This is a genomic window from Roseateles sp. (genome assembly GCF_052436255.1).
Lineage (GTDB): Bacteria > Pseudomonadota > Gammaproteobacteria > Burkholderiales > Burkholderiaceae_C > Pelomonas.
Genome location: NZ_JBQVNP010000063.1, coordinates 14,068 through 28,429, shown reverse-complemented (window position 1 = coordinate 28,429; position 14,362 = coordinate 14,068). Strand labels below are relative to the sequence as shown.

Here is a 14,362-nt window from a genome sequence, read left to right as displayed (position 1 = left end):
GAGCTGCGCACCGTGCAACTGCACCGCCGCACCTGGAGCGCGCTGCGCCTGACCCGCCGCATGGCCGAGGTCAGCGCGCCGCTGCCCGAGCACCTGGGCCCGCTGAACAGCCAGGTGCTGGTGAGCCGCGCGCTGCAGCAGCTCAAGGACTTGTCGCCCGACTACCTGCAACGCCTGCTGACCCAGCTCGACACGCTGGCCGCGCTGGCGCCGCTGCAGGCCGCCGCCGAGGCGGAGAACCCCGCACGGGCGGCCCGGCCCGCCGCCCGCAAGCCCACCCCGCGCAAGCGCTGAACGCGGGCGCAACCTGAAGCAGGCTCAGGAAAGCACTTATTGGAACGTTGTTCCAAAACAATGAAAGTGCGTTCCGTTTGGCGCAAGACGCCGTTTTGGAACCCTCGACCGTTAATGCCTGACGGGCAGGAGCCGCTGTCTAACTCCCCCGCCTTGCCCTTGCCTGTTGGCACCCTCCATGACACTTTGCCCTTGCGCTGACGCCCGCAGCCGGGCTCACGGCTGCTGACCTCAACAGCAAAGACTGGAGACAAGCAATGAACGGATATCTGATGGCGCGCCGCCTGTGGCGCGGTGTTCTGGGCCTGGCACTCGTGACTGTGGCCGGCGGCGCGGCCGCCGCACCCGGGGTGCGCACCGTGCCCGCCTGCACCAAGGTCAACGTCAGCGCCACCATCGATGTGCCTGCCGGCACGACTTGGGACGGCGTGGCCAAGTACGGCAAGTGGGTCTGCCTGGTGGGCACCGCGTCCAACATGAAGGGCACGCAGAGCGAAAGCCAAGTGCCCATGTTCAAGCTGAACAACGGCTCGACGGTGAAGAACGTCGTCATCGGCGACGGCTCGCTCGGCACCGGCACCAACCTGGCCGCCGGCGGCGCCGACGGCGTGCACTGCTACGGCGTGTGCAACGTCACCAACGTCTACTGGGCCGACGTCGGCGAGGACGGCGCCACGGTGAAGAAGCTCAGCGGCGTGACCAGCAAGCTGACCATCAGCGGCGGCGCGGCTTTCAAGGCGGCCGACAAGCTGTTCCAGCACAACAGCGACGGCACGCTGGTGATCCAGGACTTCTACGCCGACAACATCGGCAAGCTGGTGCGATCCTGCGGCAACTGCTCGACGCAGTACGCCCGCAAGGTGACGGTGACCGGCGTGCGCCTGGGCACGGTCAACTCATCGGGCATCGGCGTCAACAGCAGCTACGACAGCAAGTCGGGCATCGCCGGCCAGTACGACGTGGCCACCATCACCGACCTGGTCTACAGCGGCTCCAAGCCGAAGTGCGAGGGCTTTGTCGGCACCGGCTCGGGCAGTGAGCCGGTGAAGGACGGCAACGCGAGCAACGTCGCCCGCGCCTGCGTGTTCAAGTGATGGCCACCCGTCAGCTGGCGTGGCTGCTGATGGCGGTGGCCGGTCTGGCAGCGCTGGCCATGGCCGCGCTGCCGGGCGCCGAGCGCGCGCCATCGGCGGCGCCAGCGGACGGGCCTGCCGGCCATCTCGCGCTGCCCCGGCCGATGCTGGCGTTGATCGCGCTGGGGGCACCCGTCACCAGCGAGGTCGCCAGCATCGACACCGTCGCCCTGCTGCGCGACCTGCTGGCGCCTGATGGCCAAGCCGCCCTGCAGCAGCTCGAAGCGCTGGCGACCCGGCGGCCCGACCTCGCCCTGCCCCTGTATGAGCAGCTGCTGACGCGCTGGGCCGACCAGCGCCAGCATGCGCAGGCGGTGCTGGGACTGATGCGCGCGCCGCTGGACGCCGACATCAAGGAGGGCCTGCTGCAGCCCCTGCTGGCCCGCTGGGCCGAGACCGCGCCCGACCAGGCCGCACGCTGGGCGCTGAACACGCCCGGCCAGACCGACCTGCTGGCGCCGCTGCACGACCGCTGGCTGCAGCAGGACGCCCGCTCGGCCACCGTCTTCGCCAGCATGCTGCCGCCCGGCGAGCGGCGCCAGGCGCTGCTGCTGGAGGGCCTGTCACGCTGGACGGCACAGGACGGCCCCGGGGCGCGCGACTGGCTGCGCTCACAGGGCCCGCAGCCCGAGCTGGACGAGGCCATCGCCCGGCACGCCAGCGCCGACGAACTGGCCCGGCTAGCGCCCTTCGAGGCCATGGACCTGGTGGCTCGCATCTCCGCGCCCGAACGCCGCTGGCTGGCCTGGCAGGCGCTGGCGCGCAGCCTGCACGACATAGCCCCCGAGCAGGTGGCGCCACTGCTGGCCCGGGCGCCCGGGCTGACGACGGCGGAGCGCGCCCGCCTGCTCGACGAGCTTCAATGAGCCGGGCATTGGCGCCCGGCGCCGGAACGCCGAGACTGCGCGCCATGCAGCCCATCCTCTACTTCTCCCGCAACCCCAACCCGCGCCTGGCCGTTGCCACGGCGAAGTACCTGGCCGCGCCGGTCAGCTACCAGTTCGCCGAGCCGCTGGCGCCGGGCCAGGCCGACAAATACCGCCACCTGAACCCCTCGCTGCGCCTGCCCATCCTGGCCGAGGCGGGCGGCTCGCTGTACGAGGCCGATGCCATCGCCTGCCGGCTGTCGCAGCTGGTGGGCTCGGAGTTGTGGCGCACGGGTGCTGAGCTGCCGGACATGATCCGCTGGCTCAGCTGGAGCCGCGACAACTTCATGCACGCCTGCGACATGGTGCATTTCGAGCGCGGCACCAAGCAGCGCTACCGCCTCGGCGCGCTGGACGAAGCCCTGGTGGCGCGTGGCCTGGAGCGCTTCCATGACAGCGCGGCCATCCTCGACGCCCACTTCAGCCAGCAGGACTGGCTGCTCGCCAGCGGCCTGAGTTATGCCGACTTCCGCATGGGCGTCTTCCTGCCGTTCAACGACGTGGCGCGGCTGCCGCTGGGCGACTACCCGGCCGTGGCGGCCTGGCAGGCGCGGCTGATGGCGCTGCCAGCCTGGGCCGATCCGTTCGAGGGGCTGAGCGCGCCGGCGCTGCCGCCGGTGGGCTGAGGCGCACAGGTCATCACCTGCCGTCATACCCGCTGCGCCTGAGGGCATGGCCCCTGCGGGCTGACCCGCGGACGCCGCCGCGGGTGCGCTGCAACAATCCGGGCTTGGCCACGCCCGTCTGCACATGAAGTTCACCTCCCTCGCCGCCATCGCCTTGGCCCTGCTGCTCAGCGCCTGCGCCAGCGTGCCGCCACCGCCGACGTCCGCTCCTGGCGTGCGCGCACCGCAGATCGACCGCAGCTACACCTCGCAGAACCAGGACAGCCGCAGCCTCTTCATCGTGCTGCACTACACGGTGCTGGACTGGGAGAAGTCGCTCAAGGTGCTGACCACCGGCGGCCAGGTGTCCAGCCACTACCTGGTGCGCGACAACCCGGCCATCAGCTATGCGCTGGTGGACGAGAACCGGCGCGCCTGGCATGCCGGCGCCAGCTTCTGGGCCGGCCACAACAACCTGAACGCCTCGTCCATCGGCATCGAGATCGTCAACGCCGGCTATGTGGACGGCCCTGGCGGCCGCGTCTATGCGCCCTTTCCGCAGGCCCAGATCGACGAGGTCATCGCCCTGGTGCGCGACATCCAGAAGCGCCATAACGTGCGGCCCGAGCGCATCATCGGCCACGCCGACATCGCGCCCGGCCGCAAGCAGGACCCGGGCCCCAACTTCCCATGGCGGCAGCTGGCCGAGGCCGGATTGATCCCCTGGCCCGACGGCCCGTCGGTGATGGTGAAGGCGCTGGAGCACGAGGTCGCGCCGCGCGACGTGGCCTGGCTGCAGGAGAAGCTGGCGCGCATCGGCTACAACGTGTCGCGCTCGGGGCAGATGGACACGCTGACGCGCGAGGTCGTCGCCACCTTCCAGATGAAGTACCGGCCGCGCGACATTTCCGGCACGGTGGACGCCGAGACCGCGGCACTGATCGAGGTGGCGGCCACCCCGGGCGCGATGCGCGTGGCCGGCGCGACCGAGGGCGAGACGCGCCCCTACACCTCGCGTTGGTGATGCTCGCCTTCCTGCTCAAGCGCCTCGCAACTCTGGTGCCGACTTTGATCGGCATCACGCTGGTCGCCTTCGGCCTGATCCGCCTCGTGCCGGGCGATCCCATCGAGGTCATGATGGGCGAGCGCCGACTGGACCCCGAGGCCCACGCCGCCTTGGTCAAGCGCATGGGCCTGGACCAGCCGCTGCCGGTGCAGTACGCGGACTACGTGGGCAAGCTGCTGCAGGGCGACCTGGGCCAGAGCCTGGTCAGCCGCGAGCCCGCGGCCAAGGAGTTCGCTGCGCTGTTCCCGGCGACGGTGGAGCTCGCCACGGCGGCGTTGGTGTTTGCGGTCGGCCTGGGGCTGCTGCTGGGCGTCAGCGCGGGGCTCAAGCGCGGCTCGCTGCTGGACCAGGGCGTCATGGGCGTGGCCACGGTGGGTTACTCCATGCCGGTGTTCTGGTGGGGGCTGATCCTCATCATGTTCTTCTCGGTCAACCTGGGCTGGACGCCGGTGTCGGGCCGCATCGGCATCGAATTCGACCCCGAGCGGGTGACGGGCTTCATGCTGGTCGACGCCTGGCTGAGCGGCGAGGAAGGCGCCTTCAAGTCGGCGCTGATGCACCTGATCCTGCCGGCGCTGGTGCTCGGCACGAGCACGCTGGCGGTGGTGGCGCGCATGACACGCTCCAGCATGCTGGAGGTGCTGCGCGAGGACTATGTGCGCACTGCGCGCGCCAAGGGTCTGTCACCGACGCGCGTGGTCGTCGTGCATGCCCTGCGCAATGCGCTGATCCCGGTGCTGACGGTCGTCGGCCTGCAGACCGGCAGCCTGCTGGCGGGTGCGGTGCTGACAGAGACCATCTTCAGCTGGCCGGGCATCGGCAAATGGCTGATCGACTCGATTGCGCGGCGCGACTACCCGGTCGTGCAGGCCGGCATCCTGATCTCGGCGCTGACCTTCATCGGCGTGAACCTGATCGTGGATGTGCTGTACGGCGTGGTGAATCCGCGGATCCGGGGCGGGGGGCATTGAGTGACGACGAAGGAAATGCAACCACAGAGGCACAGCGGCACGGAGAAAAACTCCTTGGCTGTTCCTCTGTGTCTCCGTGCCTCTGTGGTTGCATCTGCAAGGGATTGGCCGTGAGCGCTGTCCTCGACAAGCCCATCGACCCGCCCGGCCCTGCGCAAGAGTTCTGGCTGGGCTTCACCGCCAACCGCGGCGCCTTCATTGCGCTGATCGTCTTCGCGCTGATTGCCGTGGCCAGCCTGTTCGCGCCGCTGATCGCGCCCTACGACCCCATCGAGCAATACCGCGACCACATGCTGACGCCGCCGGTCTGGGCCGACGGCGGCAGCACGCGCTTCCTGCTCGGCACCGATGAGCTGGGCCGCGACATGCTGAGCCGCTTGCTGCATGGCGGCCGGGTGTCGCTGGGCATCGGCCTGGCGGCGGTGACGCTGTCGCTGCTGCCGGGCGTGCTGCTGGGCCTGCTGGCGGCGTTCTTCCAGCGCTGGCTGTCGCCGGCCATCATGCGGGTGATGGACATCGTGCTGGCGCTGCCCTCGCTGCTGCTGGCCATCTGCGTCATCACCATCCTCGGGCCTGGCCTGGTCAACACCGTCATTGCGATTGCCATCGGCGCGCTGCCAGGCTATGTGCGGCTGACGCGCGCCGCGGCGCTGGCCGAGATCGGGCGCGACTACGTCACCGCGAGCCGCGTGGCCGGTGCCGGCGTGTGGCGGCTGATGTTCATCACGGTGCTGCCCAACTGCATGGCGCCGTTGATCGTCAACGCGACGTTGAGCTTTTCGTCAGCCATCCTGGAGACGGCGGGGCTCGGGTTCCTGGGGCTGGGCGTGCAGGCGCCCATTCCCGAGTGGGGCACGATGCTGTCGTCGGCACGCGACTACATCACGCGGGCGCCCTGGGTGGTGACGCTGCCGGGGCTGACGATTCTGGTGACGGTGTTGGCGATCAATCTGATGGGGGATGGGTTGAGGGATGCGCTGGATCCGAAGTTGAAGAAGGTGGCGTGATGGGGCCGTCGTTTACTCACTGCTTCGGCCTTCTGGCCAGGCCCAGCGGGGAGTTCGCCCCCGCGGGCGACCTACTTTTTGCGCCGCCAAAAAGTAGGCAAAAAGCTCTCCCCTGCAAAACCGCCCCTGCGGGGTCCCCTGCGATGCTCGAAACCCGAGGCTCGCGCAGAACTCACTTCGCTACGCTCCGTTCAAACAGCTGCGCGAAGTCAGATGTCGAAGCGTGCTGCGCACGCGCCTCGGCTTTCTGCGCTTCTCGGCGGTTTAGAAGGGGAGGCCCCGGAACAGCCGAACAGCCACAGCCAAACCCGCATGCCGACTCGCGCCGGCTGTTCATTCACACCCCCTTTAGCACCGCCGAGCAGCGCAGGACCTTGAGGGCGTTCGCGAAGCGAACTTCAAGTTCTGACTCCACGCTACTGTTTGACCGCAGCGTAGCGAAGGGAGTTGAGCGCGGGCCCTCAAGGTCTGAGCAGCGCAGGGCACCCCGCAGCGAAGCGCAGGGGCGGTGCGGTCGGGGGCGACTTTTTGCCTTCATTTTGGTCGCTCAAAAAGAAGGTCGCCCGCCGGGGCGACGTCCCGGCATGGGCCTCGCCACAAAGCCAAACCAGCGATGAGCCTCCTCACCATCAAGAACCTCCGCGTCACGTTCGGCAACTTCCCCGCCGTCGACGGCGTCGACCTCACCCTGGACGCAGGCGAACTGCTCGGCATCGTCGGCGAATCCGGCTCCGGCAAGTCGGTGACCATGCTCGCCCTGATGGGCCTCATCGACGCCCCCGGCAAGGTCACCGCCGATGCCATCGAATTCCAGGGCCGCAACCTGTTGAACCTGTCGCCCAAGGAGCGCCGCGCCTTGATCGGCCGCGACGTGGCCATGGTGTTCCAGGACGCGCTCTCCAGCCTCAACCCGAGCTACACCGTCGGCGCGCAGATCGCCGAAGTGCTCAAAGTCCACCTGGGTCTGCGCGGCAGCGCAGCGAAGAAGCGCGTCATCGAACTGCTGGAGCTGGTTGAGATCCCGGACGCCGCCAACCGCGCCAGCGCCTACCCGCACCAGCTCTCCGGCGGCATGAACCAGCGCGTGATGATTGCGATGGCGATTGCCTGCGCGCCGAAGCTGCTGATCGCCGACGAGCCGACCACGGCGCTCGACGTGACCATCCAGGCCCAGATCATGACCTTGCTGCTGAGGCTGCAGCGCGAACAGGGCATGGGGCTGATCATGATCACGCACGACCTCGCCATCGTGGCCGAGATGGCCCAGCGCGTGGCCGTCATGTACGCCGGCCAGATCGTCGAGACCGGCCCGGTGCCGGGCCTCTTCGACGCGCCGCGCCACCCGTACACCAACGCGCTGCTGGCCGCGATTCCCGAGCACAGCGCCGGCGCTTCGCGCCTCGCGGCCCTGCCCGGCATCGTGCCCGGCGCGCTGGACCGGCCGGCGGGCTGCCTGCTGTCGCCGCGCTGCCCTCGCGTGCAGCCGCGTTGCGTGGCCGAGCGGCCCGCGCTGGAGAACGGCGTGCGCTGCTTCTTCCCCGTCGAGGAGGCCGCGCATGTCTGAGCTTCTGCTTGACGCGCAAGATCTGGCCCGCCACTACAGCGTCAGTCGGGGCCTCTTCAAGCCCAAGGCCACCGTGAAGGCCCTGGCCGGCGTCAGCTTCACGCTGGCGCCGAAGAAGACGCTGGCCGTCGTCGGTGAGTCGGGCTGCGGCAAGAGCACGCTGGCGCGCCAGCTGACGCTGATCGAGCCGCCGACGCGCGGCTCGCTGAAGATCCGCGGCACCGATGCCGCGACGGCCGACGCCGCAACATTGAAGACGCTGCGCCGTGATGTGCAGATGGTGTTCCAGAACCCGTTCGCGTCACTGAACCCGCGCAAGACGGTGGCGACCACGCTGTCCGAGCCGCTGCTGATCAACACGCCGCTGAGCGCGGCCGAGCGCCGCGAGCGCGTCGAGGCGCTGGCCACCAAGGTCGGCCTGCGCCCCGAGCATTTGCGCCGTTATCCGCACATGTTCTCGGGCGGCCAGCGCCAGCGCATCGCCATCGCGCGCGCCATGGTGCTCAATCCAGGCATCGTCGTCGCCGACGAGCCGGTGAGCGCGCTGGACGTGTCCATCCAGGCCCAGATCCTGAATCTCTTCATGGACCTGCAGGACGAGTTCGGCACGGGCTATGTGTTCATCTCACACAACCTCAGCGTGGTCGAGCATGTGGCCGACGAGGTGATGGTGATGTACCTGGGCGCGGCCGTTGAGATCGGCGAGAAGACGCGCCTGTTCGCCGCGCCGCTGCACCCCTACACGCGGGCCTTGATGAGTGCCACGCCGGCGCTGCGCCGCGCCGACCGGCGCGAGCGAATCGTCATACACGGCGAGCTGCCCAGCCCGCTCAACCCGCCGAGCGGCTGCAGCTTCCACAAGCGCTGCCCGCTGGCGATGCCGCGCTGCGCCGAGGAAACGCCGCAGCTGCGCGAGGTGGATGGCCGGCGGGTGGCCTGCCACGCCGTTTGAGCGGGCTGCGGCAGCGGGCATAACCGCCGCGCATGCCTGCCGGCCATTCCGTGATGTGCGGAGTGTTGCTGCCGTGCTGATTGACGGAAGCCACCAAGGCTGCAGGTCGCAAGAATCTTTGTATTCGAACGTGCAAGGAGACCCGACATGAAATTTAAGCCTACGCCCATCGCAGTTGGCCTGGCCAGCTTGCTGCTGAGCCTGCACGGCGCGGCCGTCGCCCAGCAGGCCGCAGCGGCACCGGATGCCCCCGCTTCGGCGCCCGTTCGCAACACGGCGCAGCAGCTCCAGATCGTGACCGTCACTGGCTTGCGCGCCGCTGCGGAACTGGCCTTGACGCTCAAGCGCGATGCCTCCGCCAACGTCGACGTCATCACCGCCGTGGACGTCGGCAAGATGCCCGACAAGAACCTGGCCGACTCGCTGCAGCGCGTCGTCGGCGTCGCCGTGCGCACCGACTACGACGAGGCCGAGAAGGTGTCCATGCGCGGCACCAACCCCGACATGAGCCTGATCCTGTTCAACGGCCACACGGTCTCGGGCGGCGACTGGTTCATTGCCGACCAGATGTCCAGCAGCCGCTCCACCAGCCTGTCGTTGATGCCTTCCTCGGTGCTCAACAGTGCCACCGTCTACAAGACCTCGCAGGCCAATATCGTCGACGGCGGCCTCGCCGGCACCATCAACGTCACCACCCGCAAGCCGCTGGAACAAAAGGCCGGCTTCGGCGGCGTGGTCAGCGCCGGCGCCGTCCATGCCGATCTGCCTGGCAAGACCAGCCCGCAGCTCAATGCCAGCATCAACTGGAAGAACGAGGCCAACAACTTCGGCCTGATCGCCCAGGTCTTTGCCGAGAAGCGCTATGTGCGCCGCGACTCCATCTCCAGCAACGGCTACGGAGTCTTCGGCTGGGACATCGTCAACACGGCTACCATGCTGGGCGTCACCGACGCAACGCTGGCCGGCTCGGGCTACACCGCCGCCGCCTTGAACGGCGTGCGCATGCCGGGCAGCATCGCCACCGAATTTGTCGAGGGCGTGCGCGACCGCAAGGGCGGCATGCTGGCGCTTCAGTTCCGCCCGACCGCCCAGCTCGACCTGGGCGTGACGGGCTTCATGTCCAAGATGAATGCCGCCAACTACGGCCGCCTGCGCTCCAATGCGCTCAACAGCATGCTGCGCGGCCTGGCTGGCCCGCAAGGCGGCGCGACGCCGCTGACCAGTTCGAACGGCCAGCGTGTCTACGCGCAGATCAAGAACCCCGTCATCGTCGAGCAGACCACGCTCTACGGCCACAAGCTCAAGGTGCTGCAGGGTGCAGACATCGTCTTTGCGCCGGGCACCACTCCGCAGTACATCGGCGATACCGAGCACGCCAACCGCGCGGGCGCCAGCGCCAGCAGCGGCTTCCTGGACTTCGACTTCAAGTACCAGGCCAGCGAGAACCTCAAGCTCAGGGGCCTGCTGAGCACCACGCGCGGCGAAGGCACCACCGAGGCCGACCGCGTGATCTCCTTCACCCGCTACGGCACCGGCGTGTCCTACAAGTACAACGGCCTGGGCGAAGCGCCGGACTTCCGTATCCACGGTGCCGGCGCCAATGTGCCGGTGCGCAATGCCGATGGCAGCGGCCACAGCATCTTCACGGCCAACGGCGCTAACCGCCATCACACCGTGGACCGTGAAACCAGCCTCGCGCTGGATGCGGAGTACACACAGGACAGCGGCATCTTCAGCTCGCTGGAGTTCGGCGCGCGCCATGCCGACCACCGCCGCGACTACCGCCGCCGCATCAAAGCCAACAAGACGCTGGCCGTGCCCGCCTTCGACCCCGCCTTGGCCGTGGCCTACCCGGGCGATTTCGGTAACGGCTTCGGCGGATCCGGCAACTGGGACCGCAGCGGCTTCTATTTCCCCACAGCGGTCATCGACGACTACTACGCCACCAAGCGCAGCAAGGAGACCACGCCGGAATGGGAGCGCTTCATCAGCCCCGAGATCGAACTGCAGGAGAAGCAGAGCGCGGCCTATTTGATGCAGAACCTGGAAGGCGACAAATGGTCGGGCAACATCGGGGTTCGCATCGTCAAGACGACGGTGAATGCGATGGTCGCCACGCCCATCCCGGCGGGCATTTGCGCTCGCACTGAGCCTGGCAAGCCCGAAGTGCCGTGCGCGGCCTACCCGACAGCGATCACCACGGCCGGCAACGCGCTGTCCTACTTCGATGGCGCAGTCTGGAACCCGAACGGCCAAACTTGGTACAAGCAGCCCACGCATCGCGTGTTTGACAACATCCTTCCCAGCCTGAACCTGCGCGTGGAGCTGGCGCGGAATCTGATCGGCCGTATCGGCCTGTCCCAGACCCTGGGCCGCCAGAACTACAACCTTTATGGCGCTAGCTTCAGCGGCAGGACCTGCAATGCCGGCCTCTGTACGGTCAACGGTCCCAACCCCACGCTCAAGCCGATGACGGCGCGCAACGTCGATGCGTCGGTGGCCTGGTTCTTCGACCGCCGGGCCATGGTGTCGGCCAGCATTTTCGACTCGCAGATCGACGGCTATGCCAAGACCGGTGTCTTCCGCGAAGGCGCCACCATCGATCTGTTCGACCCGTCAATCGAGATGATGCGGACCTACCAGATTCAAACCACGTCGCAGCAAAAGGCCCGTATCCAGGGCTTCGAGCTGGCCTACGAGCAACCCATTGGCGCGGGCTTCGGCTTCACGTCCAACGTCAGCCTGGCCGAGACGAAGGTAGCCGATGGCCGCCCAATGATCGGCGCGTCACGAAAGGCGGCGAACCTCGGCGTCTACTTCGAGAACAACCTCTTCAGCGCGCGGTTGGTCTACAACTACCGCGGCGAGTACGTGGCCAGCACGACAGCACCGGCGCCCACCGGCGCCAGCCAGGGCACGGTGGTCTATGGCGGCGTGACCATGCCGGTTGCGCCGACCATGGCAGCAGCCGTAAGCAATGTGGCGTTCTCGGCGAACTACAACTTCACGCCGGCGTTGCAGTTTTCCTTCAATGCCACCAACCTGACTAACCCAACGCGCGCGCAGTACCGCTACAGCGAGCTGGAGCAACAGAAGATCGATTCGTCGGGGCGCCAGTACTACTTGGAAGGACGCTATAAGTTCTGAGGCATGTTCGTTCAGCAGAAAGGGCCGGCTCTCGCCGGCCCTTTGCCTTCCGCGGCTGCCTCGCTCCGCGATTGCGCTTCTTTGCGACTTCATTGCCGATGACGCCGCCGGCTGCAGCGCCTACAGCGGCGCCGGCGGTCGAGCCGGTCACCACGCCACCGACCACCGCGCCTGCGGTGGCACCGACAACGGTGCTGGTTTCACGTGCCGACATGCCGGCGCAGGCGGTCAGCGCCAGCGTCGCCGCAGCGGCGACCGACACGATGGCCACACGCCAATAGGTGGAGCCGCTGGATTCGGAGGGAGTGAAAGTTGAGTTCATGGTCGGTTCCTTAGAGGAGCGATTTACCGTGACTCAACTTTCGTCCCTGGCAGCGGCTGCAGGGGCCAGCCAGCGGGACGAAGCCCTGTCAGACGAGGCCTATCCCCAAAGCAAGAAGCCACCCGGCGGGTGGCTTCGGCCTGAGCAAACTCAACTCAGCTCTTGGCGCGGAGGCATTCCTTCATAAATGCCTTGCGTTCGTCGCCGGTCTTGCCCTTGGCGTCGGCGTTGCAGGTCTTCATCTTCTGCTGCTGGGGCGTGACGCCGGCCGAGGTGGCTGCGGACTTGGTGGACAGGCATTCCTTCATGAAGGCCTTGCGCTCGTCGCCCTTCTTGTCACCGGCGTCCTTGTTACAGACGGCCATCTTGGACTGTTGTGGTGTGGCCTCCTTGTCGGCGGCCTTGGCAGCTTGAGCGACAAGAACCAGGCCAAGCGTGATCGCGAGAGTGATGCGTTTCATGGCGTCTCCTTCCTCTGGAGGTTGAATGGCCCGGTCATTCAAGCACGCCTGCCCGAGGCTGCCAATCGGTGAGACCGCGTCACGGCCTACGGTCAGAGGATGCGGCGGGGGTGATGCAGTGCCTCATGGGCCGCGTGCAGGCGCCGCACCAGCACGCGGATGAAGCCACGGTCGAAGCGGTGCTGGCATTCGGGGCTGAGCTGGCCGACCGACTCGGGCGTGAAGCAGATGGTCGTGCACTCCTTGCTGACGCGGATGTCGGTGCTATGGCGGCGCAGGTCGGGGTTGGGCGCCAGGTAGGCCATCTCGCCCACCGATGTGCCCGTGCCCAGTGTGGCCACCTGGCGGCCATCGCGGAAGACCTCGACCTCACCCTGGGCAATGATGTGGAAGCTGTTGCCCTCCTGCCCGCGCTTGAAGAGGGCATGGCCCAGCGGGTAGCGCCGCCAGCGCGCGCGCCGCACCACCTCCCACAGCTGCACATCGCCGAAGTCGGCGAAGAACTCCAACGACCGCAGCAGGTTGAAGCGCTCCGAATCGCGCACCTCGCCCAGCCGGTTCAGCGGCACCTGCTGGCTGGCGACCAGGGCCGACAGCGCCTGCGCGAAGCTGTCCCAGTCGGGAAAGCGCTCGTGCGGGCTCTTGGCCAGCGCGCGCAGCACGACAGCGTCCAGCCCCTCGGAGACGCCCTGGCGCTGGCCCGCCAGCGGCAGCGGCGGCTGGTGGTAGATCTGGTGCATCAACGCCATCTGGTGCGGCGCATCGAAGGGCGGCCGGCCGCCGATCAGGTGATAGAGCACGGCGCCCAGCGCATAGATGTCGGCGCGGCAGTCGACGTCGCCGCCTTCGATCTGCTCCGGCGGCATGTAGGCGAGGGAGCCGACGCGGTGGATCTGCGTCGCGTCGGCGTTGAGGTTGAGCGCCGAGCCGAAGTCGCTGACCTTGACGTCGACAACCTGGCCGCCCGGGTCGAGCACGGCCAACAGGTTGGCGGGCTTCACATCGCGGTGGATGAGGCCCTGGCGGTAGACATAGCTCAGCGCCATGGCGCATTTGAAGCCCAGCTCGACGATCTGGTCCAGCGGCAGCAGGCGGTCGCTGCGGCAGAAGTGCTTGAGCGTGACGCCGGGCACGTACTCCATGACGAGGTAGGGCGAGGCGGCCTCGGACACGGCGTCGAGGATGCCGACCACATTCGGGTGATGCAGCCGCCCGGCCAGCGCCGCCTCGGCGCTGAAGAAACGGTTGCTGAAGTCGCTGCCCGGCGCGTCCGGCGGCGGCGCCCAGGCGCGCATGCGTTTGATGGCGACATCGACGTCCTGGAAGGGGTCGCGCGCCAGGAAGACATCGCTGGTCGCCCCCTCGCCCAGGCGCTTGAGCACCCTGTAGCGGCCGATATGGGCTGGCAGATCTTCGGGAAGCGTCGTCGTCACGCGGGGCATGATACGGACCGCCCAAGGAGGTGCAGCCCTTGTTCTCCCACGTATTTCTCGGCGTCCGCGACTTCGAGCGCGCACTGGCCTTCTATCGCCCCCTGCTGGCCCTGCTGGGCGTGGCGGAGCGCTTTTGCGACCCCGCGCGGCCGTGGGCCGGCTGGCAAAGTACGCCGGGCCCCAGGCCGCTGCTCATCATCGGCCGGCCCTTTGACGGCGAGCACGAACCCGGCAACGGCCAGATGGTGGCGCTGCTGGCCGACAGCCGCGCCCAGGTCGACGCCGCTCATGCGCTGGCACTGGCCCACGGCGGGCGCTGCACCGGTGCGCCGGGCCTGCGCCCGCAGTACCACCCACACTATTACGGCGCCTATTTCCACGATCCGGAGGGCAACAAGCTCTGCGTGGCCTGCCACCAACCCTGACCGATGCGGCTCCCCGAGGGATGCGTTCCGGGCGGACGAGACCTGCCTCCTAAAAT

General features: G+C 68.0%; 15 protein-coding genes. 12 read left to right on the top strand and 3 right to left on the bottom strand.

What is annotated here, in order from left to right; all coding sequences use genetic code 11:
• From ACT6S0_RS15325 to ACT6S0_RS15280, 10 genes are all read left to right on the top strand, one after another.
• Window positions 1–294 (top strand): DUF2894 domain-containing protein (locus ACT6S0_RS15325; protein WP_444764667.1); only part of this gene is annotated, 294 nt, incomplete at its 5' end.
• Between the two features lie 257 nt (window positions 295–551).
• A complete protein-coding gene (locus ACT6S0_RS15320) occupies window positions 552–1,388 on the top strand; it encodes a pectate lyase (protein ID WP_444764666.1) in 837 nt (278 codons plus the stop codon).
• A complete protein-coding gene (locus ACT6S0_RS15315; protein WP_444764665.1) occupies window positions 1,388–2,293 on the top strand; it encodes a hypothetical protein in 906 nt (301 codons plus the stop codon). The genes ACT6S0_RS15320 and ACT6S0_RS15315 overlap by 1 nt, the downstream gene beginning before the upstream one ends.
• A 44-nt stretch (window positions 2,294–2,337) precedes the next feature.
• Window positions 2,338–2,979, top strand: coding sequence for a glutathione S-transferase family protein (locus tag ACT6S0_RS15310; protein WP_444764664.1), 642 nt, complete (start codon window positions 2,338–2,340; stop codon window positions 2,977–2,979).
• Window positions 2,980–3,103: 124 nt separating this feature from the next.
• Entirely contained in the window at window positions 3,104–3,982 is an 879-nt protein-coding gene (locus ACT6S0_RS15305; protein ID WP_444764663.1) for an N-acetylmuramoyl-L-alanine amidase, read from the top strand.
• Window positions 3,982–4,995: an ABC transporter permease gene (locus ACT6S0_RS15300; RefSeq protein ID WP_444764662.1), complete on the top strand. Its 1,014-nt coding sequence runs from the start codon at window positions 3,982–3,984 to the stop codon at window positions 4,993–4,995. The genes ACT6S0_RS15305 and ACT6S0_RS15300 overlap by 1 nt, the downstream gene beginning before the upstream one ends.
• A 104-nt stretch (window positions 4,996–5,099) precedes the next feature.
• Entirely contained in the window at window positions 5,100–6,002 is a 903-nt protein-coding gene (locus ACT6S0_RS15295; protein WP_444764661.1) for an ABC transporter permease subunit, read from the top strand.
• A 613-nt stretch (window positions 6,003–6,615) separates the two neighbouring features.
• A complete protein-coding gene (locus tag ACT6S0_RS15290; RefSeq protein WP_444764660.1) occupies window positions 6,616–7,566 on the top strand; it encodes an ABC transporter ATP-binding protein in 951 nt (316 codons plus the stop codon).
• Window positions 7,559–8,518, top strand: a complete 960-nt coding sequence (locus ACT6S0_RS15285) for a peptide ABC transporter ATP-binding protein (protein ID WP_444764659.1) — start codon at window positions 7,559–7,561, stop codon at window positions 8,516–8,518. The genes ACT6S0_RS15290 and ACT6S0_RS15285 overlap by 8 nt, the downstream gene beginning before the upstream one ends.
• Window positions 8,519–8,665: 147 nt before the next feature.
• Complete coding sequence (locus ACT6S0_RS15280; RefSeq protein ID WP_444764658.1) at window positions 8,666–11,665, top strand: TonB-dependent receptor; 3,000 nt, start codon at window positions 8,666–8,668, stop codon at window positions 11,663–11,665.
• On the opposite strand, the gene ACT6S0_RS15275 is transcribed toward ACT6S0_RS15280, so the two are convergent.
• Entirely contained in the window at window positions 11,565–11,816 is a 252-nt protein-coding gene (locus tag ACT6S0_RS15275) for a hypothetical protein (RefSeq protein WP_444764668.1), read from the bottom strand. The genes ACT6S0_RS15280 and ACT6S0_RS15275 overlap by 101 nt on opposite strands.
• Here ACT6S0_RS15275 and ACT6S0_RS15270 point away from each other — a divergent pair.
• Window positions 11,764–11,946, top strand: coding sequence for a hypothetical protein (locus tag ACT6S0_RS15270; protein ID WP_444764669.1), 183 nt, complete (start codon window positions 11,764–11,766; stop codon window positions 11,944–11,946). The two genes, ACT6S0_RS15275 and ACT6S0_RS15270, sit on opposite strands and share 53 nt — an antisense overlap.
• Before the next feature lie 196 nt (window positions 11,947–12,142).
• Here the strand turns inward: ACT6S0_RS15270 and ACT6S0_RS15265 are convergent, their stop codons facing one another.
• Window positions 12,143–12,448, bottom strand: a complete 306-nt coding sequence (locus ACT6S0_RS15265) for a PsiF family protein (protein ID WP_444764657.1) — start codon at window positions 12,446–12,448, stop codon at window positions 12,143–12,145.
• A gap of 92 nt (window positions 12,449–12,540) precedes the next feature.
• Window positions 12,541–13,890, bottom strand: a complete 1,350-nt coding sequence (locus tag ACT6S0_RS15260) for a serine/threonine-protein kinase (RefSeq protein WP_444764656.1) — start codon at window positions 13,888–13,890, stop codon at window positions 12,541–12,543.
• Window positions 13,891–13,919: 29 nt separating this feature from the next.
• Here ACT6S0_RS15260 and ACT6S0_RS15255 point away from each other — a divergent pair, with 29 nt between their 5' ends.
• Window positions 13,920–14,306 (top strand): VOC family protein, encoded by a 387-nt coding sequence (locus ACT6S0_RS15255; protein WP_444764655.1) that lies wholly within the window; start codon window positions 13,920–13,922, stop codon window positions 14,304–14,306.
• Window positions 14,307–14,362 lie beyond the last annotated feature (56 nt).

Bases quoted from the DNA above. Each gene is read 5' to 3' on its own strand.
- ACT6S0_RS15310 (WP_444764664.1), top strand. From the start codon at position 2,338: ATGCAGCCCATCCTCTACTTCTCCCGCAACCCCAACCCGCGCCTGGCC.
- ACT6S0_RS15265 (WP_444764657.1), bottom strand. From the start codon at position 12,448: ATGAAACGCATCACTCTCGCGATCACGCTTGGCCTGGTTCTTGTCGCT.
- ACT6S0_RS15305 (WP_444764663.1), top strand. From the start codon at position 3,104: ATGAAGTTCACCTCCCTCGCCGCCATCGCCTTGGCCCTGCTGCTCAGC.
- ACT6S0_RS15315 (WP_444764665.1), top strand. From the start codon at position 1,388: ATGGCCACCCGTCAGCTGGCGTGGCTGCTGATGGCGGTGGCCGGTCTG.
- ACT6S0_RS15320 (WP_444764666.1), top strand. From the start codon at position 552: ATGAACGGATATCTGATGGCGCGCCGCCTGTGGCGCGGTGTTCTGGGC.
- ACT6S0_RS15270 (WP_444764669.1), top strand. From the start codon at position 11,764: ATGACGCCGCCGGCTGCAGCGCCTACAGCGGCGCCGGCGGTCGAGCCG.
- ACT6S0_RS15290 (WP_444764660.1), top strand. From the start codon at position 6,616: ATGAGCCTCCTCACCATCAAGAACCTCCGCGTCACGTTCGGCAACTTC.
- ACT6S0_RS15260 (WP_444764656.1), bottom strand. From the start codon at position 13,890: ATGCCCCGCGTGACGACGACGCTTCCCGAAGATCTGCCAGCCCATATC.
- ACT6S0_RS15280 (WP_444764658.1), top strand. From the start codon at position 8,666: ATGAAATTTAAGCCTACGCCCATCGCAGTTGGCCTGGCCAGCTTGCTG.
- ACT6S0_RS15285 (WP_444764659.1), top strand. From the start codon at position 7,559: ATGTCTGAGCTTCTGCTTGACGCGCAAGATCTGGCCCGCCACTACAGC.
- ACT6S0_RS15300 (WP_444764662.1), top strand. From the start codon at position 3,982: ATGCTCGCCTTCCTGCTCAAGCGCCTCGCAACTCTGGTGCCGACTTTG.